At 57.9% G+C, this 25,247-nt stretch carries 21 protein-coding genes; 10 read left to right on the top strand and 11 right to left on the bottom strand.

Annotated elements, in window-relative coordinates; translation table 11 throughout:
• Window positions 1–127: 127 nt before the first annotated feature.
• From xerD to L3J03_04260, 3 genes are all read right to left on the bottom strand, one after another.
• The gene (gene xerD, locus L3J03_04270) at window positions 128–1,093 is read right to left on the bottom strand and encodes a site-specific tyrosine recombinase XerD (GenBank protein MCF6290195.1); all 966 of its coding nucleotides are present in this window, start codon (window positions 1,091–1,093) and stop codon (window positions 128–130) included.
• A 134-nt stretch (window positions 1,094–1,227) separates the two neighbouring features.
• Window positions 1,228–1,419 carry a 30S ribosomal protein S21 gene (gene rpsU / locus L3J03_04265; protein MCF6290194.1) on the bottom strand — a complete coding sequence of 64 codons (192 nt, stop codon included), beginning with the start codon at window positions 1,417–1,419 and terminating at the stop codon, window positions 1,228–1,230.
• 587 nt (window positions 1,420–2,006) lie between these two features.
• Entirely contained in the window at window positions 2,007–3,395 is a 1,389-nt protein-coding gene (locus tag L3J03_04260; protein ID MCF6290193.1) for an FAD-binding protein, read from the bottom strand.
• 205 nt (window positions 3,396–3,600) lie between these two features.
• Here L3J03_04260 and L3J03_04255 point away from each other — a divergent pair, with 205 nt between their 5' ends.
• Entirely contained in the window at window positions 3,601–4,545 is a 945-nt protein-coding gene (locus L3J03_04255; GenBank protein ID MCF6290192.1) for a D-alanine--D-alanine ligase, read from the top strand.
• 253 nt (window positions 4,546–4,798) lie between these two features.
• Window positions 4,799–6,667 (top strand): tetratricopeptide repeat protein, encoded by a 1,869-nt coding sequence (locus tag L3J03_04250; GenBank protein ID MCF6290191.1) that lies wholly within the window; start codon window positions 4,799–4,801, stop codon window positions 6,665–6,667.
• 56 nt (window positions 6,668–6,723) lie between these two features.
• On the opposite strand, the gene serS is transcribed toward L3J03_04250, so the two are convergent.
• The gene (gene serS, locus L3J03_04245; GenBank protein ID MCF6290190.1) at window positions 6,724–7,989 is read right to left on the bottom strand and encodes a serine--tRNA ligase; all 1,266 of its coding nucleotides are present in this window, start codon (window positions 7,987–7,989) and stop codon (window positions 6,724–6,726) included.
• 337 nt (window positions 7,990–8,326) lie between these two features.
• Between serS and L3J03_04240 the strand changes: the two genes are divergently transcribed.
• Complete coding sequence (locus L3J03_04240) at window positions 8,327–9,019, top strand: twin-arginine translocase subunit TatC (protein MCF6290189.1); 693 nt, start codon at window positions 8,327–8,329, stop codon at window positions 9,017–9,019.
• A gap of 153 nt (window positions 9,020–9,172) precedes the next feature.
• Here L3J03_04240 and L3J03_04235 read toward each other — a convergent pair whose 3' ends face one another.
• A complete protein-coding gene (locus tag L3J03_04235) occupies window positions 9,173–9,592 on the bottom strand; it encodes a DUF523 domain-containing protein (GenBank protein MCF6290188.1) in 420 nt (139 codons plus the stop codon).
• 405 nt (window positions 9,593–9,997) lie between these two features.
• On the opposite strand from L3J03_04235, the gene L3J03_04230 reads away from it, so the two are divergent.
• The 7 genes from L3J03_04230 (at window position 9,998) to L3J03_04200 (ending at window position 16,521) form a co-directional block, all read left to right on the top strand.
• Window positions 9,998–10,300: a septum formation initiator family protein gene (locus tag L3J03_04230; protein ID MCF6290187.1), complete on the top strand. Its 303-nt coding sequence runs from the start codon at window positions 9,998–10,000 to the stop codon at window positions 10,298–10,300.
• A 164-nt stretch (window positions 10,301–10,464) separates the two neighbouring features.
• Complete coding sequence (locus L3J03_04225; GenBank protein MCF6290186.1) at window positions 10,465–11,247, top strand: uracil-DNA glycosylase; 783 nt, start codon at window positions 10,465–10,467, stop codon at window positions 11,245–11,247.
• 125 nt (window positions 11,248–11,372) lie between these two features.
• Window positions 11,373–13,091, top strand: a complete 1,719-nt coding sequence (locus L3J03_04220; GenBank protein ID MCF6290185.1) for an FG-GAP-like repeat-containing protein — start codon at window positions 11,373–11,375, stop codon at window positions 13,089–13,091.
• Between the two features lie 230 nt (window positions 13,092–13,321).
• The gene (locus L3J03_04215; protein ID MCF6290184.1) at window positions 13,322–14,593 is read left to right on the top strand and encodes a hypothetical protein; all 1,272 of its coding nucleotides are present in this window, start codon (window positions 13,322–13,324) and stop codon (window positions 14,591–14,593) included.
• A 90-nt stretch (window positions 14,594–14,683) separates the two neighbouring features.
• Window positions 14,684–15,592 (top strand): lysophospholipid acyltransferase family protein, encoded by a 909-nt coding sequence (locus L3J03_04210; GenBank protein MCF6290183.1) that lies wholly within the window; start codon window positions 14,684–14,686, stop codon window positions 15,590–15,592.
• A gap of 230 nt (window positions 15,593–15,822) precedes the next feature.
• Entirely contained in the window at window positions 15,823–16,122 is a 300-nt protein-coding gene (locus tag L3J03_04205) for an AbrB/MazE/SpoVT family DNA-binding domain-containing protein (protein ID MCF6290182.1), read from the top strand.
• A 3-nt stretch (window positions 16,123–16,125) separates the two neighbouring features.
• Complete coding sequence (locus tag L3J03_04200; protein ID MCF6290181.1) at window positions 16,126–16,521, top strand: PIN domain-containing protein; 396 nt, start codon at window positions 16,126–16,128, stop codon at window positions 16,519–16,521.
• 344 nt (window positions 16,522–16,865) lie between these two features.
• On the opposite strand, the gene L3J03_04195 is transcribed toward L3J03_04200, so the two are convergent.
• From L3J03_04195 to L3J03_04170, 6 genes are all read right to left on the bottom strand, one after another.
• Window positions 16,866–17,282: a polymer-forming cytoskeletal protein gene (locus L3J03_04195; GenBank protein ID MCF6290180.1), complete on the bottom strand. Its 417-nt coding sequence runs from the start codon at window positions 17,280–17,282 to the stop codon at window positions 16,866–16,868.
• Between the two features lie 67 nt (window positions 17,283–17,349).
• Window positions 17,350–18,255 (bottom strand): M23 family metallopeptidase, encoded by a 906-nt coding sequence (locus tag L3J03_04190; protein ID MCF6290179.1) that lies wholly within the window; start codon window positions 18,253–18,255, stop codon window positions 17,350–17,352.
• A 215-nt stretch (window positions 18,256–18,470) separates the two neighbouring features.
• The gene (gene yhbY, locus L3J03_04185) at window positions 18,471–18,794 is read right to left on the bottom strand and encodes a ribosome assembly RNA-binding protein YhbY (protein ID MCF6290178.1); all 324 of its coding nucleotides are present in this window, start codon (window positions 18,792–18,794) and stop codon (window positions 18,471–18,473) included.
• A 215-nt stretch (window positions 18,795–19,009) separates the two neighbouring features.
• On the bottom strand, window positions 19,010–22,330 hold the full coding sequence (locus tag L3J03_04180; protein MCF6290177.1) for an efflux RND transporter permease subunit: 3,321 nt from the start codon (window positions 22,328–22,330) through the stop codon (window positions 19,010–19,012).
• Window positions 22,327–23,460 (bottom strand): efflux RND transporter periplasmic adaptor subunit, encoded by a 1,134-nt coding sequence (locus L3J03_04175; GenBank protein ID MCF6290176.1) that lies wholly within the window; start codon window positions 23,458–23,460, stop codon window positions 22,327–22,329. The genes L3J03_04180 and L3J03_04175 overlap by 4 nt, the downstream gene beginning before the upstream one ends.
• A gap of 528 nt (window positions 23,461–23,988) precedes the next feature.
• Window positions 23,989–25,140: a TraB/GumN family protein gene (locus L3J03_04170; protein ID MCF6290175.1), complete on the bottom strand. Its 1,152-nt coding sequence runs from the start codon at window positions 25,138–25,140 to the stop codon at window positions 23,989–23,991.
• Between the last annotated feature and the right edge of the window lie 107 nt (window positions 25,141–25,247).

Genomic DNA, 25,247 nt, shown 5'->3' with positions numbered 1-25,247 from the left:
TCAGGGGTCAGGGGTCAGGGGTCAGGGGTCAGGGGTCAGAAAATATTATATTCCAGACAACGATCACCGCTCCATATCTTTTCTGCTTGCCCGCCGTAGCCATCAGGCGAAGGAGGGTCTTCCGGCTTCAGCCCCGGGGATGAAAACGCTGGTGAATACTCTTTAAACGGGTGGCGTGGACATGGGTATAGATCTGGGTGGTGGCGATGTCGGCATGGCCGAGCATCAACTGGACTGCCCGGAGATCGGCCCCATGTTCAAGCAGATGGGTGGCAAAGGAGTGACGGAGTACATGGGGACTGACCTTTTTGTTGATCCCGGCATGTTGCACGGCCGCATGGATTATCTGCCAGAATCGAAGCCGGGTCATGGCCGTACCCCGGCCGGTGACAAAGAGGAAATCGCTGGTCCGGGCCTTGAGAATGAGCGGCCGGGTCTGATCCAGGTAGTTCACCAGCCGCTCGTGGGCCTCCTCGCCAAAAGGCACCAGCCGCTCCTTGCTCCCCTTGCCCATTACCCTGAGATGTCCGGCATTGAGGTCCACCCCGGCCAGCGGCAATTTCACCAGTTCCGAGACCCGTAATCCGGTGGCGTAGAGCAGGTGGAGCATGGCATTGTTGCGGATTGACAGCGGTCCGCTGCCGTCGGCGGCCAGGAGCTGATTCACCTCGTCGACCGTCAGTACCGTGGGTAGAGCCCGGCCGATTTTCGGCAGATCGATCACCCCGGTGGGCAGTTCGCTGATAAGCCGTTCCGCGGCCAGGAAGCGAAAAAAGGCCCGGAGCATGGAGACTGACCGGGCGCTGCTCCGGGAGGAAATGCCCTGGCTTTTCCGCCAGGCGAGATAGTCACGGATTACCGCGGCGGTGATGTCCGGCAGGGAATTAATATTCCGGCCGGCAAGATAGCTGAAAAAAGATTTGAAATCGTATTGATAGGAGGTGATGGTATTGCGGGCCAGACGCCGCTCGGCGGCAAGATAATGGAGAAACAGGTCCTGATAAAATAATAACGGCCGGTCCGGACCGGCCGGTCCGTTTTTTATGCTCTTCTTTTTTTCCTCGCGGTTCGCTGCGGCCTGATCAATGCTCATCAGATATCCCGTTTGCCTGATCAAAAACGAGATGCTGAAACGGTGCCCTGGAAAACCAGGGTGGGACTCCGCGCCACGGACCAGACCGGAAGACACCGGCCAAGACTCAGCTCCTTAGGGTTCGCTCAACCCCCTTAGCGGGACTGACGAAATTTAAGCTTGCGGAGCTTCCGCTTGGCCTCGGCCTGCTTGCGCCGCCGTTTCTCGCTGGGCTTCTCGTAAAATTCCCGCCGTTTCAACTCCCGCTTGATCCCATCCATCTGCAGCTTTTTCTTCAACTGACGGATGGCGTATTCGATATCTCCCCTAACTTCAACTTCAATCATGATAACTCCGTTTTCTGGTCACTGAATTAATGATGGACGCGTAACAACCCGGATATTTTCGTTTTCCCCCCATCCGCGATCACCCGTGTAAAAAAAACCGCTGCCCATGGAATCGGACTCACCGGAAAAAAGATGAATATATAAAGGCAGGCGGGTTAGGTGTCAATGTTTTTTTGTGATGGTACCCGGTCCCGCGGCTGGATATTCTCACAAAAAAAACAAAACAGCTTTTACCGCGGAGGACGCAGAGGTACGCGGGGTAAAGTTATTTTTAAAAAGCCGTCCTCTGCGCTCCTCCGCGTTCTCTGCGGTTCGATATTTTCAGTAAAACCCAGAACAGCTGTTACCGCGGAGGACGCAGAGGTGCGCGGGGTAAAGTTATTTTTAAAAAGCCATCCTCTGCGCTCCTCCGCGTCCTCTGCGGTTGATCGTTTTTTTTCCATTCACTTCGAAATTCGCAGTATTTTTTTACCGCAGAGGGCGCAGAGGTGCGCAGAGTAAAGTTATTTTTAAAAAGCCATCTTCTGCGCTCCTCCGCGTCCTCTGCGGTTCGATCGTTTTTTTTCCATTCGTTTACTTTGAAATTCTCAGTCAATAAGAGAAGGGAATATTTTGCCCGGATTGAGGATATTGTGCGGATCAAATACCTGTTTGATCCGGCGCATCACCGCCAGGCTCACCGGATCAAGCTCCATGTCCACATAATCCGCCTTGGTCACCCCGACGCCGTGCTCGCCGGAAAGGGTGCCGCCAAGTTCCAGCACCCGGACGAACAACCTCTTTTTTGCGGTCCTGGCATGGCTGAGTTCATCGGAATTTTCGCGATCAAGCATGATGTTGACATGGATATTGCCGTCACCGGCATGGCCGAAGGTGAGGATGACCAGATCCAGTTCCGCGGCCAGGGTCTCGACAAAATCGACCAGATCGGCAATCCGGTTCCTGGGGACCACCACATCCTCGCTGATCTTATGGGGTTTGAGTTGGAACAGGGAAGGCGAAATGGCCCGCCGGGCCGCCCATAATGCATCGACCTCTCCGGCGGTCGCGGCCCGGCGGACAGCAAGCAGGTCCGGCCGGCTGTCCAGAAATTCCATCAGCCGCCGGCCTTGTCCGGCCACATCCTCTTTGTCGCCGTCCACCTCCACCAGGAGCAGGGCCCCGGTCCCGGCCGGCAGGGGTTCGGCCAGCATCGGCGCCACCGTCCTGATGGCGGTCCGGTCCATATATTCCAGGGTGCAGGGCAGGAAACCCTTTTGCAGAATAGTCGTCACCAGGGTGGTTGCCCGGAACAGGGTGGGGGCCAGAACCAGAAAGGTCTCCTTGGCGGCCGGCAGGCTAAGGAGCCGGACCATGATCCTGGTAACCACCCCCAGGGTGCCTTCGGAACCGACCAGCAACCGGGTAAGATCGTAGCCGACCACCCCCTTGGCGGTCCGCACCCCGGTCTCAAGAACCGTACCGTTGGGCAGGACCGCCTCCAGGCCGAGTACGTAATCCCGGGTCACCCCGTATTTCACCGCACTGGGCCCGCCGGCGCATTCGGCCACATTGCCGCCCATGGAACAGAAGTTGAGGCTGGCCGGATCAGGCGGGTAATAGAGCCCTTGCTTTTTTACCGCGTTCTGAAACTCGCCGGTGATCACCCCGGGCTCCACCGTTGCCACCCGGTTTTCAGGATCGATCTCCAGTATCCGGTTAAAACGGCTCATGGCCAGAACCAGACCGCCGGCCACTGCCAGGGAGCCGCCGCTCATCCCGGTGCCGGCGCCGCGCGGCACCACCGGAAAGCGCGCCTCGGAGGCCAACCGCATGATGGCGGCCACCTCAGCGGTTGTGCCGGGAAAGGCCACGGCAGCAGGCGGATACTCCAGGCCGGTGGAATCATAGGCATAGCAGACAATGTCCTCTGGTGCGAAGGTCAGATGCCGCTGGCCGACGATCGTTGCGAGTTTTTTCCTGATTCCCGATTCCATGGTCCACCCCGGTGCGGATCTCCGCATCCGGCCCCTTTTTTCCCTGGGCTCCAGCCCGGCAAATCACTTTACATTCTACAAGGAAAAACAGTATATACAGCTCAGTCTGTCGACACAAGCCCCTTGCGGTTTCACTACTCGGGTTTGAACGGTTTGAACGGTTTGAGCCGTTTGAACGTTGAACTATTATTTACAGGAAGCAAACGTGTCTTCGAAAAAGCTGCGCATCGCCCTGCTGGCCGGCGGCAAATCCGCTGAACGCGAGGTCTCCCTCAAGGGCGCGGCCGAGGTTGCCCGGGCCCTTGATCCGGACAAATACGAGGTCAGCCGCTACGATCCGGCCATGGACCTACAAAAACTGGCAGCCGAGGCCCCGGGCCTGGATGCGGCATTTATTCTCCTGCACGGCCTCTTTGGCGAGGACGGCACCATGCAGGGGTTCCTGGAGATGCTGGGGCTTCCCTTTCAGGGTTCCGGGGTGCTGGGCAGCGCTGTTGCCATGGACAAGAACCTGGCCAAGACCCTCTATCGCGGACACGGGCTGACCGTGCCGGACTGGGTCATGGTCTCCCGGCACACGCCCGTGGACCTGGGCCGGATCATCAAGCAACTCGGCCTGCCGCTGATCATCAAGCCCTCCCGCCAGGGCTCAAGCGTGGGCATGAGCATCGCCGGTTCGGACCGGGACCTGGCCGCGGGTATCGAGCAGGCCCTGGAGTTCGACTGCCGGGTAATGGTGGAACAATATATCCGCGGCCGGGAGATCACCGGCGCAATCCTGGGGAATAATGAACTGACCGCGCTGCCGATCGTGGAGATCATTCCGGATAAGAAATATGCCTTTTTCGATTACGAGGCCAAGTACCGGCCCGGCGCCACCCGGGAGATCTGCCCGGCCGAGCTGGACCCGGAAATGACCGGCCGGGCCCAGGAGTGCGCGCTGGTTGCCCACCGGGCCCTGCAGCTCGGGGGCTACAGCCGGACCGACATGATCATCAGCGATGACCAGGAAATTTTCATCCTGGAGACCAACACCATCCCCGGGATGACTCCCACCAGCCTGCTGCCCCAGGCCGCGGCCGCGGCCGGCCTTTCCTTCCCGGCCCTGCTGGACCGGTTGCTGGAGTTGGCGTTGGCAAATGACAAATAATGGTTAACTGTAAAAAGTGAAATGTGAAATGTAAAAAGTGAAAAAAAGCGTGGCACAGGGCTCAAGGCTCAAGGGATAATTTTGAGTTTTGAATTGCTTGCTCATTGCTCAGCACTCGTTGCTCATTGCTCAACACTCCCTTTTCACTTTTCCCTTTTCCCTTTTCACTTTTCACTGTTCACTGTTCACTTTTCACTTTTCACTGTTCACATTTCACTGTTCACATTTCACTGTTCACAACGGTATTTCAACAATGGGTCTTAGAAAACTGAAAAGAAAAAAGCTGGCAGCCAGACAGAAATCGCGGCCACGGTCCGCGCCCGCCGACAGACCGGTCACCGGTGCCGCGCTGTATCAGGAACTGGCCATGGCGGATCAGTATCTGCGGGCGGGCCAGGCCGAAAAAGCAGAGAAATTGTATAAGCTCGTCTTGAGCCGGGTTCCGGACAACGACCACGCTCTGCTCATGCTGGGGATGATCGCCCATGAGAAGGGGAATAACGACCGAGCCCGGGAGTTGATCGAGAGGGCGATAGAGATCAACCCGGATCAGCCGGTATACCACAGCAACCTGGGGATTGTCCTGCGGGACCTTGACAGGGACGAAGACGCGGTCGCCTGTTTTGACCGGGCCCTGGCGCTTGAGCCCGAATTCTACGAGGTGCTCAACAACAAGGCAAACGGTCTGCAGAAACTGGGGCGACTGGAAGAGGCGTTCGCCTGCCATCAAAAGGCCCTGGGCCTGCGGCCCGGCAGCCCGGAAACATATCTCAACCTCGGCACCCTGCTTATGGAACAGGGGAAAAACGCCGCGGCAATCGAACATTTCCACAAGGCGGTGCAACTCAAGCCGGACTACGCCTTTGCTCATAGGAATATGGGCCTGGCCTGTGAGGAAATCGGCAAGGCCGACCAGGCCATTGCCTGCTATCAAAAGGCATTGCAACTCATGCCGGACGATGCGTCGGTGTATATCTACCTGGGCAAACTCTATGCCCAGATCGGAAAACAGGAACAGGCTTTCAGCCATTATTCAAAGGCCCTGGAAGTACAACCGGATAACGGCGCCGCGATTTACAGTCTCGCCATGTCCAGAAGGTATGACTCCCCTGATCATGAAGATGCGGTCAGGGCGAGAAAGCTCCTCAAACGGAGTAATCTGCCGGAAAACGAAGCAGGGTCACTCCATTTTGCCCTGGGAAAAATCTACGATGACTGCGGTCTCTACCAGGAGGCCTTTGGACATTTCCGTCAGGGCAATCAGATTAAGCACTCCATATCTCCCTGGGACAAGGAGGAGTTCTACGACTCGATCGAGAAGACCATTTCCATCTTTACACCGGAACTGATTGAGCGGCTCAAGCCCCTTGGCTGTGATTCGGAGCTGCCGGTATTCATTATCGGCATGCCCCGTTCCGGCACCACCCTGGTGGAGCAGATCATAGCCAGCCATCCCCGGGCCCAAGGGGCCGGGGAATTAAGCAAGATCCAGCAAATAGCCGATAGCTGGTCAACCGGTCAGGAGGGAGACCTCGGATACCCTGAAAACATCGTCACCCTGGACCGTGAAGAGACCCAGGACGCAGCCCGGGGCTACCTTGAGTTCATCAGGGAAAAGGCCGGGGACACCCCGTTACGGATCACTGACAAGATGCCTTACAACTTCCTCCACCTGGGGCTGATAAACATCCTCTTCCCCAGGTCCCGGATAATCCATTGCCAGCGCCATCCCTTGGACTGCTGTTTGTCGATGTATTTCCAGAGTTTCCAGACGGGCAACCAGCACACCTACGACCTGACCAGCCTGGGCGAGTATTATTGCCAGTATGTCCGATTGATGGCGCACTGGCAGCGGGTGCTGTCGCTGGATATTTTTGAAATCCGGTATGAGGAGTTGATCAGGGCTCAGGAAGAAAAGACCCGGGAGATGCTCCAATTCCTTGGACTTGAATGGGACGAGCGCTGCCTGTCGTTTCACCGGACCCGCCGTTCCGTCGAGTCGGCCAGCATCTGGCAGGTGCGCGAGCCCCTCTACTCCCGCTCGGTAAACCGGTGGCGCAACTATGACGAGTTCCTTGCCCCGTTGAGAGAGGCCCTGGGGGAACTCGCGCCGGATTCATAAGTCGTAGCAGTTCAACGGGGTGCAACCAATCCGGTTAATCCTCCGCACCCGTATCCTTAAAACCGCTTCTCAAAATAGGGGGCCAGCACCTCGGGCAGGGTTATTGTGCCGTCGGCCTGCTGAAAGTTCTCGAGAATAGCGGCCAGGGTGCGGCCCACGGCCAGGCCGCTACCGTTCAGGGTGTGTACCAGGCGGCTCTTCTTTTTCCCTGCGGGCCGGTAGCGGATCCCGCCGCGGCGGGCCTGAAAATCGGTGAAACTGCTGCAGGAGGAGATCTCGCGATACTTGTTCTGGGCCGGCATCCAGACCTCGATATCATAGGTCCTGGTCGCGGAAAAACCGAGATCGCCGCTGCACAGGACCACCACCCGGTAGGGCAGCTTGAGTAGTTGCAGCACCTCCTCGGCATCGGCCAGCAGCCCTTCCAGTTCAGCGTCCGAGGTCTCGGGGGTGGTGAACTTGACCAACTCCACCTTGTCGAACTGGTGCTGCCGGATAAGGCCCCGGGTGTCCTTGCCGTAGGAGCCGGCCTCGGAGCGGAAACAGGGGGTATAGGCCACATATTTGCGGGGCAGGTCCGCTTCGGCCATGGTCTCGTCCCGGTGGATATTGGTCACCGGCACCTCGGCGGTGGGAATCAGGTAGAGGTCCCAGTCCCGGACCTTGAACAGATCCTCCTCGAACTTGGGCAACTGGCCGGTGGCGGTCATGGAGGCGGAGTTCACCAGAAAAGGGGGCAGCACCTCCTGGTAGCCGTGCTTCTGGGTGTGGAGATCGACCATGAAGTTGATCAGCGCCCGCTCCAGCCGGGCGGCAAGCCCCTTGAGCAGGGCGAACCGGGCCCCGGACAGCTTGGCGGCCCGCTCGAAATCAAGGATATCCAGGTCCACGCCGAGTTGCCAATGGGGTTTGGGGGTGAAGGTAAACCCGGGCACTTCTCCCCACTGCTTGATCTCCCGGTTGTCGGTATCATCCGCGCCAGGGGGCACGCTGTCGTGACAGAGGTTGGGAATCCCCATCACGATCTCCTGGAGCTGCTCCTCTATAACGGCCAACTCTTTTTCCAACTCCTTGATCCGACCGCCGACCTCCCGCATCTCCTTGATCGGTCCCAGGGCGTCTTGGCCCGCCTTTTTCATTTGGGCGATCTCCGCGGATACCGTGTTGCGCCGGTTCCGGAGCCCTTCCACCTCGGCAAGCAACCCCAGCCGCTTTTGATCAATTTCCTCGAATTGCTCGATGCGGGAACTGGTCATGCCCCGCAAGCCGATCTTTTCCTTTACCAGGGAAAGATTTTCCCGAATAAACCGCAACTCAAGCATGATGGACAATCCTTATCAAAAAATTACCAATAACGGACTCGCAGATAAGCGCAGAGAGCGCAGAGAACACAGAGCTTATTGTTTTTAAATAATATGTTTTCTTTGCGTCCTCTGCGTACTCTGCGGTAAACATAATAGTTTTTACGGATGCATCGCCAATGACTTTTGAACAAACCGCTCAGTGACAGAGAACTCCGCCGACGGATTCCGATGAGATGTACCCTTCCTTGCCGTTTTCGTCAACGGCGGAAAAGCGATTGACAACCGGATCACCCCATGGTTCTGTATCTTTTTTTGACATTTCGCCTTTCACCTTTCACATTTTACAGTAAAAACCGTGACCGTTGCCAGCCAACTCATCTCCACCCTGAGCGAACTCAGGAAGGCCATTCGTCTCCTGGGCCTGCTGATCATCCTCGGGACCATTGGCGTCTATTTCCTGTCACCGGCCCTGCTGGCGCTGATCCAGCAGCGGCTGGACCAGAAACTGGCCTTTTTTACCGTGGCCGAGCCCTTTCTCGCCCATGTCAAGCTCTCCCTGCTTACCACCCTGTTCGTGCTGATGCCGGCCATCCTCTACAGCATCTGGAAGGCGGCGGGCAAATCCTTTGCCCTGTCGACCAGCGCCCGCAACTGGTTCGTTCTATCCACCTGCCTGTTGTTCTATGCCGGGGCCGGGTTCTGTTATTTCATCACCCTGCCGCTGGGGATCAAATTTCTTCTGGGGTTCCAGACCGTGCAGCTGCAACCGCTGATCTCGGTCAGCAAGTTCGTCACCTTTGTCGCCATGTTCATTCTCGCCTTTGGTACCATCTTTGAGCTGCCCATCATTATGGTATTCAGCGCCAAGGTCGGGATCTGCCAACGCCGGACCTTTGAAAAATATCGCCGCTATGCAGTGCTGGTGATCAGCGTTGTCTCGGCCCTGCTCACCCCGACCCCGGATGTGATAAACATGTTGTTGATGGGCGGCCCGCTTTATCTGCTCTACGAACTGGGCATCCTGATCCTGCGGTTCACTAAAATATGATGAACTCGCAGGTAAGCGAATGAAATGAGACTCCGAAAAGCCTGAATTCACCGCAGAGAGCGCAGAGGACGCAGGGCTAATTATTTAAAACAATACAACTTTCTCTGCGGCCTCTGCGTACTCAGCGGTAAAAATTCAGTTGTTACGAAGCCATCAAAACTCCCGCACTTCAAAACCATGGGCCAGGAGCAGGGCCGCGGTTACCCCTGGCAGCGGAGAAACGCCGCAGGACGGGCTCCTGCTTTTAAGAAATACCGCGGCCACCGGCTGGGCCCGGGCAATGGCCAGGACCTGCTCGGCGCCAGCTATAAAAAAACCGGTTACATCCGTGCCCTGCCGGGTCACCACCCGGGCCCGGCCGGCCAGGACCTCCTCGCCGGTCCCGCCGATAATATCCGCAGCCGGCCGGGGAGTCGGCAGCCCGCCGAGTTGTTCAGGACAAACCGGGATCCAGATGTTGCTTCCAATCGCGCGTCGACACGCCGGGCTCGGCCTGGTCTGTCCATCATACCTGGTACGCAGGCCAACCATGCAGGCGCTGACCAGATAGATGAACGGGAACTCGTCAGCCATTTGCAGTTCATCCTTATTTTATGGTAGTTTTCATCCGAGCAAGAGACGGATCATAGTTGCTGATGCATCCGTAAAAACTATTATGTTTACCGCAGAGTACGCAGAGACCGCAGAGGAACTTTTATTATTTTAAATAATTGTCGGTCTCGCAACAACCTGCTCGACGGACGTGATTCGTCTTGTAACTTGTTGATTTAACTCAGTGGCAATTGAAGCGTTTGGGTTTTTTACAAGTTTATCATATTTAACTCTGTGACCTCTGCGCTCTCTGCGGTAAAATCAGACTTTTCGGAGTCTCACATGGTTCTCTTACCTACGAGACCATCACGGTTCAACGATTCAACGATTCAACGGTTCAACGATTCAACGGTTCAACGGTTCAACGGTTCAACGGAAAAAATACTCGTGTTTCCCTATTCGCCGACACAAAAAAAAATTCTGCTCATCTGCTCCATTCTGCTGGCCCTGCTGCTGGCCGGCTGGATTCTCTTTGCGCCGTCGCACAGCACCTTAACATATTATCATGCCCGGAAAAACCTGGCGGCGATCCAAAACGACAACGCCCGGCTTGAACGGGAAAACAAGGCGCTTGCGGAAGAAATCAACCGCATTGAAAACGACCCCGCCTATCTCGAAGAGGTGGGCCGTAAGCAGTTCGGCCTGCTTAAGAAGGACGAAGTTGTCTACGACTTCGGCAAGGATAAGTGATTTCCTAGGAGCCTTTGAGTAATAATAATCGAATAACGATCAAGGAATGACGAGTGACGAAGGGAAACAAAAATTCGTAATTCGGGACTCGACTGTTCGATATTCGATTGTTAAAAGGAGATGAATGTACAAGATGCCCCAATCGCCGAACCGTGTACTCGTCCATGCCCAGTAACCCCACAGACCTTCTCCGGGAAGTACGGCAACTGCTCGAGTATCATCGCTTTCTGGGAATCACCAGCTATCCCCGGACCGACAAGCTGGTTAATTTTCTGACCCCGAAAGATCCCGATCGGCCGGGCCGCGCAGCCCCCGCCGGACCCGCCCCGCCGACCCACGGTTCCCACGGTTCTCCGTCCCGGGCAAGGGCCAATGCCGCAACATCGCTTGCCGGGATCCGGGCGGAACTCAAGGACTGCCGGCGGTGTCGACTCCAGGAACATCGGAGCAATATCGTGTTCGGCGCGGGACAGCCCGGAGCCCTCCTTTTTCTGGTGGCTGATTCGCCGAGCCCGGAAGAGGACCGGACCGGCCTCCTGTTCAGCGGCGAACCCGGCGAACTGCTCGACAGGATGCTCAATGCCATTCAATTGACCCGGGACCAGGTATACCTCGCCTGCCTGGTCAAATGCGCATCGCCCGCCGCCGCCGGCGGTCCCGGGGCAGAGGAGATCAATACCTGCCGGCCCTTTCTCTGGCAGCAGATCGAGGCCGTTGCCCCTAGGATCGTCTGCCCTATGGGCCCGCTGGCGGCCCGGGCCCTGACCGGGTCGGACCAGCCGCTGATCAGGCAGCGGGGCCGCTTCCACCAGCTTCGTCTCCACCCGGACGCTGATCCGCTCCCGGTTATGCCGACCTTTCATCCCGGGTTTCTGCTCGTAAATCCCGAAATGAAAAGGGCAAGCTGGGAGGACCTGCAGATGATCAGGAGGAAACTGAAGGGATAAAAAAACCTTGCCCCTCCTTGACCGATCAGGGTAGAAGAGTGTGCATATGGGGTAAAGGCAATAATCGGATGTTCGTCATTCGATTATTGCAGTTCAATGCTGAATACGCATCTACAGGTACGTTAATGACAAACTTATCAACTTTCGGCAAACGTATTTTTTCCTGTTTTTTCATTCTGTTGCTCGTCGGGCTCATCGACGGACAGGACCGGTCAGCCGTTGCGGCCGAGCCAGGTGCCGCTTCGCCCGTAAAAATTTCCATCGCCCTGTTCCCCTTCAAGGTAAACGCGGCCAGGGACATGGGTTATCTGCAGAACGGTATCCGGGACATGCTCGCCACCCGGCTCTCCGCCAATGTCGGCGCCAGAATCGTCAGCAACGATCTGGTGACCGCGGCCCTGGGCCGCGGCAACATCTCCGACCCCGGAGCCGCATCAGTCGCGTCTCTCAAGGAACTGGGCCGCGGTCTGGGGGCCGATTACCTGGTGGCCGGCAGTCTCACCGCCCTGGGCAGCAGCATGAGTCTGGACGCCAGGATCATCCCAATGGCCGGCGATTCGGCCTTGCAGACCTTTTACGCCACCGCGCCCACTGAAAACGATGTGCTGCCGGCCATCAACCATATGGCCTGGGATATCAGTGAAAAGGTGTTCGGCAAGACCCGGCCCGGGGCCGTAGCCGGGGCCGCGGCCCCCTCTGAGCTTTCCTCGTTCCAAACCGCCCATCCGGACCGGGCCTTCATGTACCCATCTGCCGGCAACATGGGTTCCAACATCATCCGGCCCACGGGGATCACCGGCCGGGCCGGGTTCAGTAAAAGCCAGAACATCTCCATGAGAATCCAGGACATGGATGTGGGGGATGTGGACGGCGATTCGGTTGCGGATATCGTCATGGCCGACCAGGAACGGGTATACATCTATCACCGGATCAACAATAAGCTGAAGGAGATCGGCCGGGTCGCGATAAAGAGTAAAGAATATTCCATCCACGGGGTGAGCGTGGCTGACCTGAACAACAACGGCCGGGCCGAGATCTATGTCAGCGCTGCCGATGAAAAAAAACCGCGTTCATTCGGCCTGGAGTGGAACGGGCAAAAATTCGACTATATTTTTACCAAGGCGCCCTGGTATCTCCGCACCCTGCTCCTGGATAACGGCCGGACGATCCTGATCGGCCAGCGGGCCGGCCAGGGTTCCGCGCTCGAGCCGGGCATCTACGAGCTGCAGACCGGCGCAAAGCTGCAGATCGTCCGGAAACTCCGGCTCCCGGGCACAATCAACCTGTTTGACTTTGCCCTGGCCGACCTTAATGAAGACGGCCGGGCCGAAATCATCACCATTGATCAGAAGGACCGGCTGCGGGTGCTGGAACCGAACGGCAGGACGCTGTGGAAGAGCGACGAGTATTTCGGCGGCACCACCCGCTATATCGGTCAGGACCTGGAGGACAACGACACCCGGCCGGGTGGTTCCAACGAGCGCGTCTACCTTCCCAGCCGGATCATTGTCAGGGACATGAACCAGGACGGCCGGGTTGATGTTATTGTCAACCGAAATTCTGAAACCGCCACCCGGGCCTTCAGAAACCTGAAAAACTATCCCAGCGGCGAGATCTACTGCCTGACCTGGAACGGCATGGGGTTGAGCGAGTTATGGCGTACCAGGAAAATCAGCGGCTATATTGCCGATTATCAGCTCCTGGTTGACCCGGACAGTCCGGACAGATACGAGTTGTTTGTCGGCGCCGGCATCGGCAGCGGCTGGCTGGATTACCTGGCCAGCGGCAGGAGCACCATTCTGTTCTATCAACTGGATGTTGCGCCTGACGATAAAAAACCTTGACCTTTTTGCAAAACAGCGGTATTCAAACCACAATTTTCTTAATTCTATTTAAAGGACCCGGAACGCTTGGGGGAACAACGTTGCGGGGCCACCACCTGAGATAAAGGGGGTGATGGAATTAGGCAACCCCTCTGCATGTCGGCTGTTTCGATGCAGGGGAAAACGGCAGCGTGTTTGATGTGAAAAAAAACACGCAAAATTGAATCTTAGAAGTTCAAGGAGATGAAGAGATGAAAAAAGTATTAGCGACCGTAGCGGCCCTGGGCCTGATCGCGGGCGTGGCATCCACTGCCTCGGCCCTGGACCTGTCCGTAAAAGGTTATTACAAACTTGAGGGCAAGATGCTCAGCGATGCCTCCACCACCGCTGGCGGCGTGGCGTTTGTTACCAACAACAGCGAAGGCACCAACTCCTGGTGGCAGCATGACTTCCGGATCTATCCGACCCTGACCGTCAACGATCACATCAAGGTGATGGCCGATGTCCGGTTGGTCTCCACCTCCAATGGCGTTGCCAACACGGCGGGTATGTGGGGCAACAGCATGACCACCAACAACATCACCGCCAACAAGATCTACATGGAGTACATGTCGCCGATCGGCAAGATCCGCATGGGTACCACCCCGGCGGGCGCCTGGGGCAGCCCCTACCTGAACAACGCTGGCGCTGGTCACCGGCTGATGTGGTGGCCCAACTTCCTGGGCGATTCTCCGGTAAGCCTGCTGTTCTTCACCCAGAAGATGGTAGAGGCGGACGGCGGCGTGGCCGGTACCGGTGCAACGGTTGACCAGGATACGGACGCCTACTACGCCGGCATCGGCTACAAGGCTGATATGGGTAAATTCGACATGGCCTACTTTCACGTGCGTAACGGCGCAACCGGGCTCGACGGCCAGAATCTGTGGTTCAACGCCTCGGCAACCGTTGGCGCGGTAAATCTCCTTGGTGAACTGGCGCATTCCTTTGGCGATGCCACTGCCACCACCAGCATGGACACCTGGGCCGGCATGGCCCTGGTTTCCGGCCAGGTTGCCGACAACGTCACCGCCGGCGCGGTCTACTTCTTTGCCACTGGCGAGGATAGTGGCACCGATACCACCGCGGCCCTGGGCGGCAACGGCACCGGCTTTAACTGGCAGCCGCTGTACATCATCACCGGCCCTGACATGGGTGTGTTCAACGGCGACAGCGTCCGCACCCCCGCAGTATTGCAGGCAGCAGGTCTTCAGGCCTTTGGCGCTTTTGTCGACGTGGCTGTTACCCCGCAGTTGACCCTGCATGGCGCCATCGGTACTGGTAATGCTGATAACATGGACACCATGGCGGCCGGCCAGTCTGACGATTACGGCTGGGAATACAACGTGGGCGCTTCCTACAAGCTGCTCGACAACCTGACCTATGACCTGCACCTGGGCTACTGGGCCGTTGGCGACTTTGTCAAGGGCATGGGTACTCCCAATGATATCACCCTGGTCACCAACAGCCTGACCATGAAGTTCTAGACTGTGTACAACCTGCTGTAAGTACCAGCAAGGTAGTTTGGCAATCCCCTGCAGGGCAACCTGCGGGGGATTGTTTTTTGTCCATATCAAATGCCGATCTCAATTAAAAAAATTTCCCACCTGACCGAATACGCCCTGCTCAAGGGGTTCGGTGTTGTCCTCGGCCTGCTTCCCCATGGCCTGGTCTGTTTTCTCTTCAGGATTTTCACCCGCTTTGTCTATCACGTCCCGCGGATCCGGCGAAAGGTGGCAATGGCCAACCTGGCCCAGGCCTTCGGCACTGAGCTGGGGCCGCGGCAACTGGCAAGGATCTGCCGTGACTCCTACTTCCATATCGGCATGAACCTTGTCGAGCTGTTGCTCCTGCCCAGACTGAAATCACGGATCCGGGCAATGACCGAGTTTTCAGACATTGAGCAGGCCAAGAGGTATACCGAGCAGGGTCAAGGGCTGGTGGTGGTATCCGGCCACCTCGGCAGCTGGGAACTGGCGGCCGCGGCCCTGGCCTCCCACGGGGTCCCGGCCACGGTGGTCACGGCCCGGTTGTCCAATCCCTATGTGGACGCAATGGTGAACAGGAACCGCGCGGGCCTGGGGATTACGATAGTGAACAGCAGCGAGGACTCGCTTAAGCCGGTGGTCTATGCCATTAAAAGGGGGCATATCGTCGGCCTGGTCTCGGACCAGAATAGTGGTGAGCAAGGGGTATTCGTCGACTTTTTCGGCCGGGCCGCCTCAACCCCGCCGGGCGCGGCCCTGCTGGCCCTCAGGTTCAAGGCCCCGCTCTTTGTGGCGGCCCTGGTCCGCACCGGCCCGGGCCGTTTCCGCAGCATTATCCGGGAGGTGCCGGTGTATGATGAGGACACGGCCCAGTCGCTCACCCAGCGCTATACCACGATGCTGGAAAAGATCATCCGCGCCTATCCGGAACAGTATTTCTGGATGCATAAGCGCTGGAAGACCAGGCCGCCGGGGGAAAAAACAGTTCAAACCGTTTGAACAGTTTGAACCGTTTAAACGAGGGTGCAGAGTGCAGGGTGCAAAGGATAGTTTTGAGTTTTAAATGTTGAGTTTTGAATTGTCTGCTCATTGCTATCTCAGCACTCGTTGCGCATCGCAACACTCCCTATCCACTGTCATCACCAACCTTGACTTTCATGCATATCGGACTATTATGAAAGAATGACATTCTTACTTTCTGATATTTGGCAATGGCAAGAGGTGTAACAATGACAGATCAGGCAACGTGCAGCATCGGGAAACGGGGAACGGTTGTGATTCCGGCCCGAATCCGGAAACGACTGGGCCTTGAGGAAGGGGCGCTGGTTATTGCGGAAGAACGTGAGGGTGGCGTCCTCCTTCGTCCGGCGATGGCGGTGCCGCTGGAGATCTATTCTCCTGAGCGCAAGGCTGAATTCCTTCTTTCAAATGCCACGGATGAGACCGATTATGCGCAGGTAGTGGAAGAAGTGCGCAAGATGGGACTGAATCCCGAGAAAATACCGCATATCAAGCCGCCGGGGGCATGATCCGTGGACCGGCTTTTCCTGGACGCCAACATCCTCTTTTCCGCGGCCTACCGAGAAGGTGCCGGAGTTACCCGTCTATGGCAGTTAAATGATACCGAGCTTGTAACCTCGGCTTATGCCTTGGAAGAAGCACGCCGTAACCTGCCAGGCCGCGGGCAACGGAAACGGCTGTCAAGCCTGATCACCGAGGTTACGATCATCACCGTCCAGCCCCTGAATCACGACCTGCCGCCTGATATCTCCTTACCCGAAAAGGACAGACCGATTCTGCTGGCCGCAATCCATGCCCGGGCCACCCACCTGATAACAGGCGACGTACAACACTTTGGCAGGTATTATGACAAGATCGTGGAGGGGGTTGTGGTTCTGCCACCGGCAGCGTATCTGGCTGACCGGTGAAGAAATCGTTCAAACCGTTTGAGCTGTTTGAACGTAACCACTCACAGGGTAAGCCCCGCCGGACTCCGGGTTGCCTCCCGCCTGGTAAGCGCTTGCAGGGTGCCGGAGATGCAAGGCATCGGCCTGTGAGCTATACATCAGTATGCGAGGAGGCCGATAACGAAGCAGATTCGGTGCCCTGTGAGCGCTTACGTTTGAACGATGGTGCAGGGTGCAATGAGCAGTGAAGATTTTACAGGCCCCCCCACGGCAGCACAAAAAAAACCTTCCGTGCTTGTCTGTGTGGGTCCTGGCTGATCAACGCTTAAACGGTTTGAACGCTCAAACGGTTCAAACGAATTAATTCAGCCCTCGTTCCGGGCCTGGACCAGGCCTTCCACCAGACGCAGTTCCTGGGAATGGGGTTTGATCTCGCCGCTGAGCCGGGCCCCGGACTCCACGGCCAGGTCCTTGGCCTCCAGGCTGCCGTTGATGGCCGCGGTAGCCATGGCCTGAATCTTTTCAGCACGGACATTGCCGTCAATCCGGCCGTAACAGACCACGGTTTCGGCCTCAATATCCCCGCAGACACTGGCCGAGTCGCTGACTATCAGGTAGTCGCCCTTGATGTTGCCCTCAATCCGGCCGTCCAGCCGGGCCTTGCCCTTAAAGGTCAGGTCACCGGCAATCAGGGTCTCCTGGTCGAGAATAGTGGTAATGGCCCCGCTGTTGTTGGTACCGGAGCGGGCCTTGTCTTTCTTCTTTCCCCCGAACAATTTCATCCTGGACTCCCTTGATTTTTTTCGAGCACGAGCACGTCAAAAACGGGTCTTTGACCCGTATCCCATGTTAATTCAACCCACCGCCTTCAGACGGTGGTTGTTGATTCGCATCAAGATACCTGGCGATCCGCATGAACTTGGCCGGGTTCACCAGTTTGTCCTGAAAATGGACCTCATAGTGGACATGCGGGCCGGTGCTTCGGCCGCTGCTGCCGAGCAGGCCGATGACCTGGCCCCGGGAGACCTGCCGGCCCGATTTGACCAGGACCTTTTTCAGATGGCCGAACATGGTCCTGAACCCGTTGCCATGCTCAAGGATCACAAACCAGCCATAACCCTGGTCATAGCCGCTCCGAAAGACCTTGCCGTCGGCCGTGGCCTTGACCCCGGTCCCCCGGCGGCCGCGGATGTCCACCCCGTTGTGAAAGGCGGGCTTGTTGTTGAGCGGGTCCAGGCGGCGGCCGTACTTGGAGGTGACCACCCCGGGAACCGGTGCGCCCAGGGGGATATACTGGATGGTCTCCAGATACCGGTCAACCTTGAAGATCAGGTCCCCGGAACTGCTGCCGGACAGGGCGGTGAAGGGACCGCCGGCATTGCTCCGGCTTTCCTTTTCCCTGACATCCACCCCCACGGTGCTCAGGATCGACTCGATGAGCCGGCTCTTTTCATTCAACTCCCCCACCGCATTCTCCAGCAGAACCTCCTTCTCCCGCCGGAGGCCCGCGACCTGTTCCTCCAGATCGCTGGTCGTGACATGAGCCCCGGCAAGCGCTGTTTCCAGGTCCGCCATTGTTGCGCTGAGTTCAAGGTTGCGGGAATAGAGCCTGACCCCGAAAATGCTCATCACCGTAAGCAGGGTCAGGACCAGGCAGGCCAGCCCGGCCGCAAATTTCAGCCGCGGGACGGACAATGCCAAAGCCCGGGACCGGCCCGACTCGCCGGCAATGATAACATGCAGTTTTTTATTCATATCCCCTTCTCTTATCTGCAAAACAGAGGCTGGCCAACGGCCCTTCTTCTTTTATCCAGGCACTGCTTCTGAGGTGTTTCGAGCCTGCGACATCTCCTTATAACAATCGAATATCGAACAGTCGAGTCCTGAATTACGAATTTTTGTTTCCCTTCGTCACTCGTCATTCCTTGATCGCTATTCGATTATTATTACTCAACCCTTCAACCCGTTCCTTAAGGCAACACGATCCGCTCATCCTTTTCCCGGTCCGGGTTGGCGCGGTAAAGCAGAAAGGTCCTGCCCAGGACCTGAACCAGGGCGGCGCCGCTCTTTTCGGCCAGCAGTTCCGCTGCCTCCTTCCGCTCCAGTTCGCAGTTGTTGCCGACCTTGACCTTGATCAACTCATGGCGGGTGAGCACCGCCCGGGCCGCGGCCACCAGGGTGGCGGTGATCCCCTCCCGGCCGATGGTGACCTTGGGGGTGAGATGATGGCCGAGCCCGCGCAGGAACCGGACCTGCTTGCCGGTAAGGTTTTCTTGGATGGTATCGTTATTCACTATCATTCCTTGGGGTAAAGGGTTCTTGGTGCTTGGTTCTTGGTGCTTGGTGCTTGGTGCTTGGTGCGAGTCAGGGTGCAGGGTGCAGGGTGCAGGGTGCAGGGTGCAGGGTGCAGGGAATATTATATTCCGGGCCACGATCATCGCTCCATATCTTTTCTGCTTGCCCGCCGTAGCCATCAGGCGAAGGAGGGTCCTCCGTCCTCCGTCCTCCGTCATCCGTCCTCTGTCCCCTGTCCCCTGTCCCCTGATTCCCGAGCCAGCCATTCATAGGGCCGCCAGTAGAGCCGCTGCAGCCGGGCCGCGAAATTGTTCAGCCGTTGCCCGCCCTCGACAAACGAGGCATACAGGGTGGGGGTTACCACCAGGGTGAGAAAGGTGGCGATCATCAAACCGAAGATGACCACAATGGCCATGCTCCGCCACCACTGGCTGGACTCGCTCACCCAGGAGATGGTCCCCTGGTGAAAGTCAAAGGAGACCCCGGTCACCATGGGAATCAACCCCAGGATGGTGGTGATGGCGGTCAAGACCACCGGCCGCAGCCGGGTGGCGCCGGCAGCGACGACCGCCTCCCGGAGCGCCAGGCCCCGCTGACGCAGCTTGTTGGTATAGTCGATGAGCACGATTCCGTTATTGACCACCACCCCGGCCAGTGAAATGACCCCTACCCCGGTCATGATGATCCCGAACGGCGACTTGATAACGGTCAAGCCGAGAAAGACGCCGCCCAGGGAAAGAATCACCGAGGTCATGATGATAAAGGGCTGGGATATCGAGTTGAACTGGGTGACCAGGATAAGGAAAATAAGGAACAGGGCTATTATAAAAGCCTTGCTCAGAAAATCCTCGGACTCCTGCTGAAACTCCAGTTCGCCGGTAAAGGTGATCCGATAGCCGGGCGGCAGGGGGAACTCCCGCAAAAGCTCCTCAGCCATGGCCCGGGCCACCGGGCCCGGCACCTTGGTCTCATCCACATTGGCCTTGACCGTGACCACCCGCTCATGGTCAATGCGGACGATATCACCAATTGAGCCGGTATAGTCCACCGTGGCCAGGGTAGACAGCGGCACCAGTTTGCCGGAGGGGGTGGGCAGCAGCAGCTCCCGCAACACGTCGATGACCCGTCGCTCGCGGTCCGGGAGCTGGACCGTGATGTCATAGTCCTCGCCGCCCTCGCGAAAAGTGGAGACATCCTGGCCGTTATAAGCGGTCTTTAAGGCGGCGCCGATATTATCGGTGGTCAGGCCGAACAGGGCCGCCTTCTGCCGGTCCACCCGGATCCGCACCGTGGGGGTGCCTTCGACAAAATCGTCCTGGATGTCCTCGACAAAGGGCACATTACCGATGATCGCCCGGATCGACCTGGCCAGCCGGCCCAGGACCTGAAAATTAGCACCGGCGATCTCGATATTGATGGGCGCGCCGGTGGGCGGGCCCTCGGCCTGCTCGGCCACGGTGATCTTGCCGCCGGGGATATCCTTGACCCGTTGGCGGATCTCCTCCAGGGTCTCGGACGACGGGGTGATCCGGTCCTCAAGGTCGATGAACTGAATACCCACATGGTTGGGGGCATTGGCATCGAAACGACTCCCCGGACCGGAGGCGATCACCGCCTTGGCGTAGATATACTCCACGTTGTCCAGGTCGCTGGGCCCGGTAAAGGTGGCGCCGTCTTTCTTTTTATGTTCCTTGGGCAGATAGGCAACATCATAATCATGGTCGTGGCCGACGCCGATGACCGCCAGTTCCGTCTCCCGGACCAACCGGTCCACATAGTCGAGCCCGGCGCCCTCCGGGGTCTCGATGTTGACGTACATCGACTTGGGTTCGATGTTGGGAAAGAACTCAATCGGTTTTTCCAGGCCGATTGTCAGCTGCCAGACGAAAAACATCAACAGCAGGGTGGCGAACGAACTGGAGATAACCACCAGTCGATGGTTGAGCGCGCCCTTGAGCAGCCGGACGTAGAAGCGGAGAATCGGTCCGGTGATCGTTACCGGACTCTCGCCGGCCCGGGCGACCTCTTCTCCACTCAAACCGCCCTTGTTCTTGCCGTCGCCTCCCTTGACCCGCATGAAAAAGGCGGCCAGGGCCGGGTTGATCACCATGGCGACGAACAGGCTTGACGAGAGGGTGACGATCAGGGTAAGCGGCAGGTAGCCCATGAACTCCCCCATGATCCCGGGCCAGAACAGCATGGGCGAAAAGGCGGCCAGGGTGGTCAGGGTGGAGCCGATCACCGGATAGGCCACCTCTGAGGTGGCGCGCATGGCCGCCTGGATGCGCGGCACCCCCTGCTCCAGGTAACGGTAGATGTTTTCAACAATGACAATGGCGTTGTCCACCAGCATGCCCAGGGCCAGGGACAGTGAAAAAAGCACCACCATGTTCAGGGTGATGCCCAGGGCATAGAGAACCATGAACGACAACAGCATGGAAAAGGGGATCGCCATGCTGACCAGCACCGCGTTACGGATACCCAGGGCAAAGAAAAGGACAATTACCACCAGGACCAGGCCCGAGAGGATATTGTTCTCCAGATCCGCGACCATCCTGCGGATATCCTTGGCCTTGTCCATCAACTTGGTGATCTCGGTACCCTGGGGCCAGGTGGGCTCCAGCCGGTCGAGCAGATCGTCGACGGCATCGGCAATGGCGATGATATTCTCACCGGACCGTTTCTTGACCATGATGTTGACCGCCTCGCGGCCGTTCAACCGGGAGCGGCTGGTCTCCTCCTTGAATCCGTCCCTGACCCGGGCCACATCCTTGAGATAGACGGGCTGACCCTGGTGGGTGCCCACCACCAGGGTGTATATCTCATCCGGGCTCTTGAACTCGCCGGGCACCCGGATCTGGTAGCGGCCGTCGCCCAGCCGGACCACCCCGCCCGAGGTGTTGCGGTTCTCGCTGGTCACCACCTGCTGCAGGTTGAAGATCGGGATATTGTAGTAGGCCAGTTTCTCGGGAAATGCCTCTACCAGGATCTCGCGTTCCAGGCCGCCGGTGACCACCGCCTCCAGCACCCCGGGAATGGTATCGATCTCATCCTTGAGATCATCGGCGATCTCCTTGAGCCGGACGATCCCGCAGGTGCCGCTCAAGGAAAAAATCACGATCGGCCGTTCGGAAAAATTGACCTCAAACACCGAGGGGTCCTGCTCCAGATCGGCGGGCAGGTCGTTCTTGGCCTCGTCCACCCGGTCCCGCACCTTTTGCAGGGCATCGTCGATGTTAACATCGGTTTCAAACTCGATATTGATCGAGGAGAGCCCTTGGGCGCTGATCGAGCTGATCTTCTTCACCCCCTCCAGCCCCTTGAGCTTTTTTTCGATATGGATGGTGATCGAGGTCTCGATGTCCGCGGCCGAGACCCCCTTGTAGGTGGTGGAGACAAAGACGTTGGGGATGGTGATGTCCGGGTCGCTCTCCCGGGGCAGCGACTGGTAGCAGTAGGTCCCGATCACCAGGATGATCAGGGCCAGGACCATGACGCTGACCCGCTGGCGGACCGCGGTATCGGAGACGATCATCGGACAAGCTCCCGGGGATCGGTGACAACACGGACCACGTTCAACATCTGGCCGGTGTCCACCTCGCGATGGCCGACCACGATCACCCGGTCATTGACAACCAACCCCTCGCGCACCTGGATCTGCCAGCCGTCGAGGATGCCGAGCTTCACCTCCCGGGCCACGGCCTTGCCGCCGTCGTCCAGGTAGACATAGTTTTTATTGTCACGGGAGATCACCGCATAGAGCGGGATCGCAATTGCCCGGGGCAGGGACTGCTTGACCACCTCCACCCGGGCGAACATCCCGGGAAGAAGGGCGTTGTCCTGGTTGGCCACGGCCAATTCCAGCCGGTAGAGCTGGGCCATGGATTCAGGGGCCACGGCGAGAAAGTATTTTTGCGCCTGGAATTTTTTATTCACCGCGTCCACGGTGACCGCGAACCAATCGATTTTCCGCACCGCATCCACGTCGGACTCGGGAATGCCCAGCACCACCTTGACCCGGTCGATCTGCAGGATCCCGGCCACCGGATCGCCAACCGCCAGAAACCGGCCGACCTCGGCCGGCAGGGTGTTCACCACCCCGGAGATGGGAGCAATGATCGCGCAGCGCTCCAGTTGCAGGGCCGCGGTGGCCATTGCCGCGGCCAGGGTCTTGACCCGGGCCTCGACAGTGTCCAGTCTGGCCCGGGCAATAATCCCCTTGGCGAACAGACCACGGAGCCGGTCACGGTCAATGATTGCCAACCGGTAATCAGCCCTGATCGACTTGAGGCTGTTCTCATAATCGCGGCTGTCGATCCGGGCCAGCAGATCCCCTTTCCGTACCCGGTCGCCTTCATCCACCCGCACCTCTTGAATCATGCCGCCTACCTCGGCCAGCAGCGGCAGGTCCACCCAGGGTTCAATCATGGCCGGCAGGTTCAACCGTTCCCGGACCAGGCGCGGCACGATCTTCTGGACCACCACGTTCACCGGCGGCCGCTCCTTGCGGGCCATGGCCTTTTTCTCCGCTGCCAGCCGCTCGCCCTTGTTCTGCGCCATGATGAACAGGCCGGCAACAACCGCCAGCAGGACAAGCAGAAAAACAGTGGGCAGGGCGCCGTAGAGCCGGCGCGACCAGGTGGGCCTTTGGGAATGATCATTCATTTGGTTATTAACCTCGTAACAAATCGGCAGAAAAGGTGTCAGGAAATGTGTTGGGTATTCGTTGTTGGATAGCTGTAAAAACTTAACAACCACTGTCTAAAGACGGTGGGTTAACTTAACGACTGAAAGTCGGGATACGGGTCCAAGACCCGTTTTTGACGTGCTCGTGCTCGTGAACGTACTCGTACACGAACATAAGTGCCTTTGGCGAACGACAAGTCCATTTATCGAGCGACTCTCCTTGATAATCCATCCTGCTTGCTCGCAACATATTTATTTTTTTCTTGTCTCGGTCACGTTTACGAGCACGTTCACGAGCACGAGCACGAAGTAAAAAAACTCTTCCCTTCCAACCGGATTCCATTGGAAGTGATAAATCTACCCGCCTGAAGGCGGGGGCTTTAACCTTAACTGGGACCAGTAAAACGTGAAATGTTAAACATGAAAACCAACTGATTTCACAGGAAAACATTCTATCATCCAAGCACTGTTAACTTTTTACATTTCACCTTTCACAGTACTCATCCATCAGAACATATTGGAAAATATTCCATACCCGCCGATCCAGGTGCCGAGCATGCTGCCGAAACCGGGCAGGAGAAAGGCGAGAAACACCCTGAGCAACTTGTTGTGCCACCAGCCGCGCAGGGTAACCATGTCCGCGGCCACGGTTTCAAACTCCCGCACCTGGGGCGGCCGCATCATCACCTGAATGAACGCGGTAACATACCCGGCGCCGATCACCGGGGTCAGGCTGGTAAGGGGCGCGGCAACAAAGGCGCCGGCCACGGTAAAGGGATGGGCCAGCGCCACAAGCGCGCCAAGGGCCGAGGGGATCCCGTTGGCCAGAATCCAGAAGAGGAGGTTCTCGCCGGCCACGGCCCCTCCCTTGCTCCAGCCGATAAAGAACAGCGCGCTGATAATGGTGGCGGGAATCGCCCAGCCGATGACCTTCCAGTACCCGGTAACCGGCGGGATCGTGTTCAGCCCGGCCAGTTCCGCCCGGTGGTCCGCAACGATCCGTTGTCGAATCCCGGCCACATGGCCGGCCCCGACCACCGCCACCAGCCGCCGGCCCGGCGCGGCCTTGATCTTTTCGGCCAGAAATATATCGCGCTCGTCGATGAGCACCCTCTTCAGATCAGGCATCACCGCGCCCAGTTCATTGAGCAGTTCCGAGAGCGCGTCCTGCTGCCGGAGTTGGGCCAGCTTGTCCTCGCTGATCTCCTCCCTGTCAAAGAGGCCGGCAACCAGGCTGGCCAGGAGATATCCCTTTTTCCAGAACGAGGTGGCGTGCCAGGCCCGCCGGAGAGTGACCCGGACATCACGGTCGCAGAGGGACACCGGGATTCCGAGTTCCTCGGCCCGGCGTACCGCCGCCACCATCTCGGCCCCGGGTATCACCCCGAGCCGCCCCCCCAGTTTCTTCTGATAGGCGGCCAGGACCAGGTTGACCAGCAGGGTGCTCAACTGTTTTTTTCTGATGATCGTCTTCAGGTCCTGGGCCGCGAAACGACTCTTTTCCGCCAGGGCGCGAAAGCGCTGTTGGTCAAGTTCCACGCAGACGCAGTCCGGCTCCTCGGCCGCGATCACCTCGCTGACCAGATCAACCGATTCCCGGGAGATATGGGCCGTACCGACCAGGATAATTTCCCGTTCGTCCAGAAAAACGCGGTGCACATCAGTATCAGCCGATATCCGGCGCTTTTGAGAATGTTCATTATCGGTATTCATGCTTTTGTTACATAATCATCTCAAGGGCCAACAGCAAGTCGCTCGTCACGTTT

It is taken from the genome of Desulfobacterales bacterium (assembly GCA_021647905.1).
GTDB lineage: Bacteria > Desulfobacterota > Desulfobulbia > Desulfobulbales > BM004 > JAKITW01.
This window is presented reverse-complemented; position numbering and strand designations above follow the sequence as displayed.

What these genes read in the sequence shown, in the direction of transcription:
- xerD (MCF6290195.1), bottom strand. Translation starts at nt 1,093, where the DNA reads ATGAGCATTGATCAGGCCGCAGCGAACCGCGAGGAAAAAAAGAAGAGC.
- rpsU (MCF6290194.1), bottom strand. Translation starts at nt 1,419, where the DNA reads ATGATTGAAGTTGAAGTTAGGGGAGATATCGAATACGCCATCCGTCAG.
- L3J03_04260 (MCF6290193.1), bottom strand. Translation starts at nt 3,395, where the DNA reads ATGGAATCGGGAATCAGGAAAAAACTCGCAACGATCGTCGGCCAGCGG.
- L3J03_04250 (MCF6290191.1), top strand. Translation starts at nt 4,799, where the DNA reads ATGGGTCTTAGAAAACTGAAAAGAAAAAAGCTGGCAGCCAGACAGAAA.
- serS (MCF6290190.1), bottom strand. Translation starts at nt 7,989, where the DNA reads ATGCTTGAGTTGCGGTTTATTCGGGAAAATCTTTCCCTGGTAAAGGAA.
- L3J03_04235 (MCF6290188.1), bottom strand. Translation starts at nt 9,592, where the DNA reads ATGGCTGACGAGTTCCCGTTCATCTATCTGGTCAGCGCCTGCATGGTT.
- L3J03_04225 (MCF6290186.1), top strand. Translation starts at nt 10,465, where the DNA reads ATGCCCAGTAACCCCACAGACCTTCTCCGGGAAGTACGGCAACTGCTC.
- L3J03_04220 (MCF6290185.1), top strand. Translation starts at nt 11,373, where the DNA reads ATGACAAACTTATCAACTTTCGGCAAACGTATTTTTTCCTGTTTTTTC.
- L3J03_04215 (MCF6290184.1), top strand. Translation starts at nt 13,322, where the DNA reads ATGAAAAAAGTATTAGCGACCGTAGCGGCCCTGGGCCTGATCGCGGGC.
- L3J03_04210 (MCF6290183.1), top strand. Translation starts at nt 14,684, where the DNA reads ATGCCGATCTCAATTAAAAAAATTTCCCACCTGACCGAATACGCCCTG.
- L3J03_04205 (MCF6290182.1), top strand. Translation starts at nt 15,823, where the DNA reads ATGACAGATCAGGCAACGTGCAGCATCGGGAAACGGGGAACGGTTGTG.
- L3J03_04195 (MCF6290180.1), bottom strand. Translation starts at nt 17,282, where the DNA reads ATGAAATTGTTCGGGGGAAAGAAGAAAGACAAGGCCCGCTCCGGTACC.
- L3J03_04190 (MCF6290179.1), bottom strand. Translation starts at nt 18,255, where the DNA reads ATGAATAAAAAACTGCATGTTATCATTGCCGGCGAGTCGGGCCGGTCC.
- L3J03_04180 (MCF6290177.1), bottom strand. Translation starts at nt 22,330, where the DNA reads ATGATCGTCTCCGATACCGCGGTCCGCCAGCGGGTCAGCGTCATGGTC.
- L3J03_04175 (MCF6290176.1), bottom strand. Translation starts at nt 23,460, where the DNA reads ATGAATGATCATTCCCAAAGGCCCACCTGGTCGCGCCGGCTCTACGGC.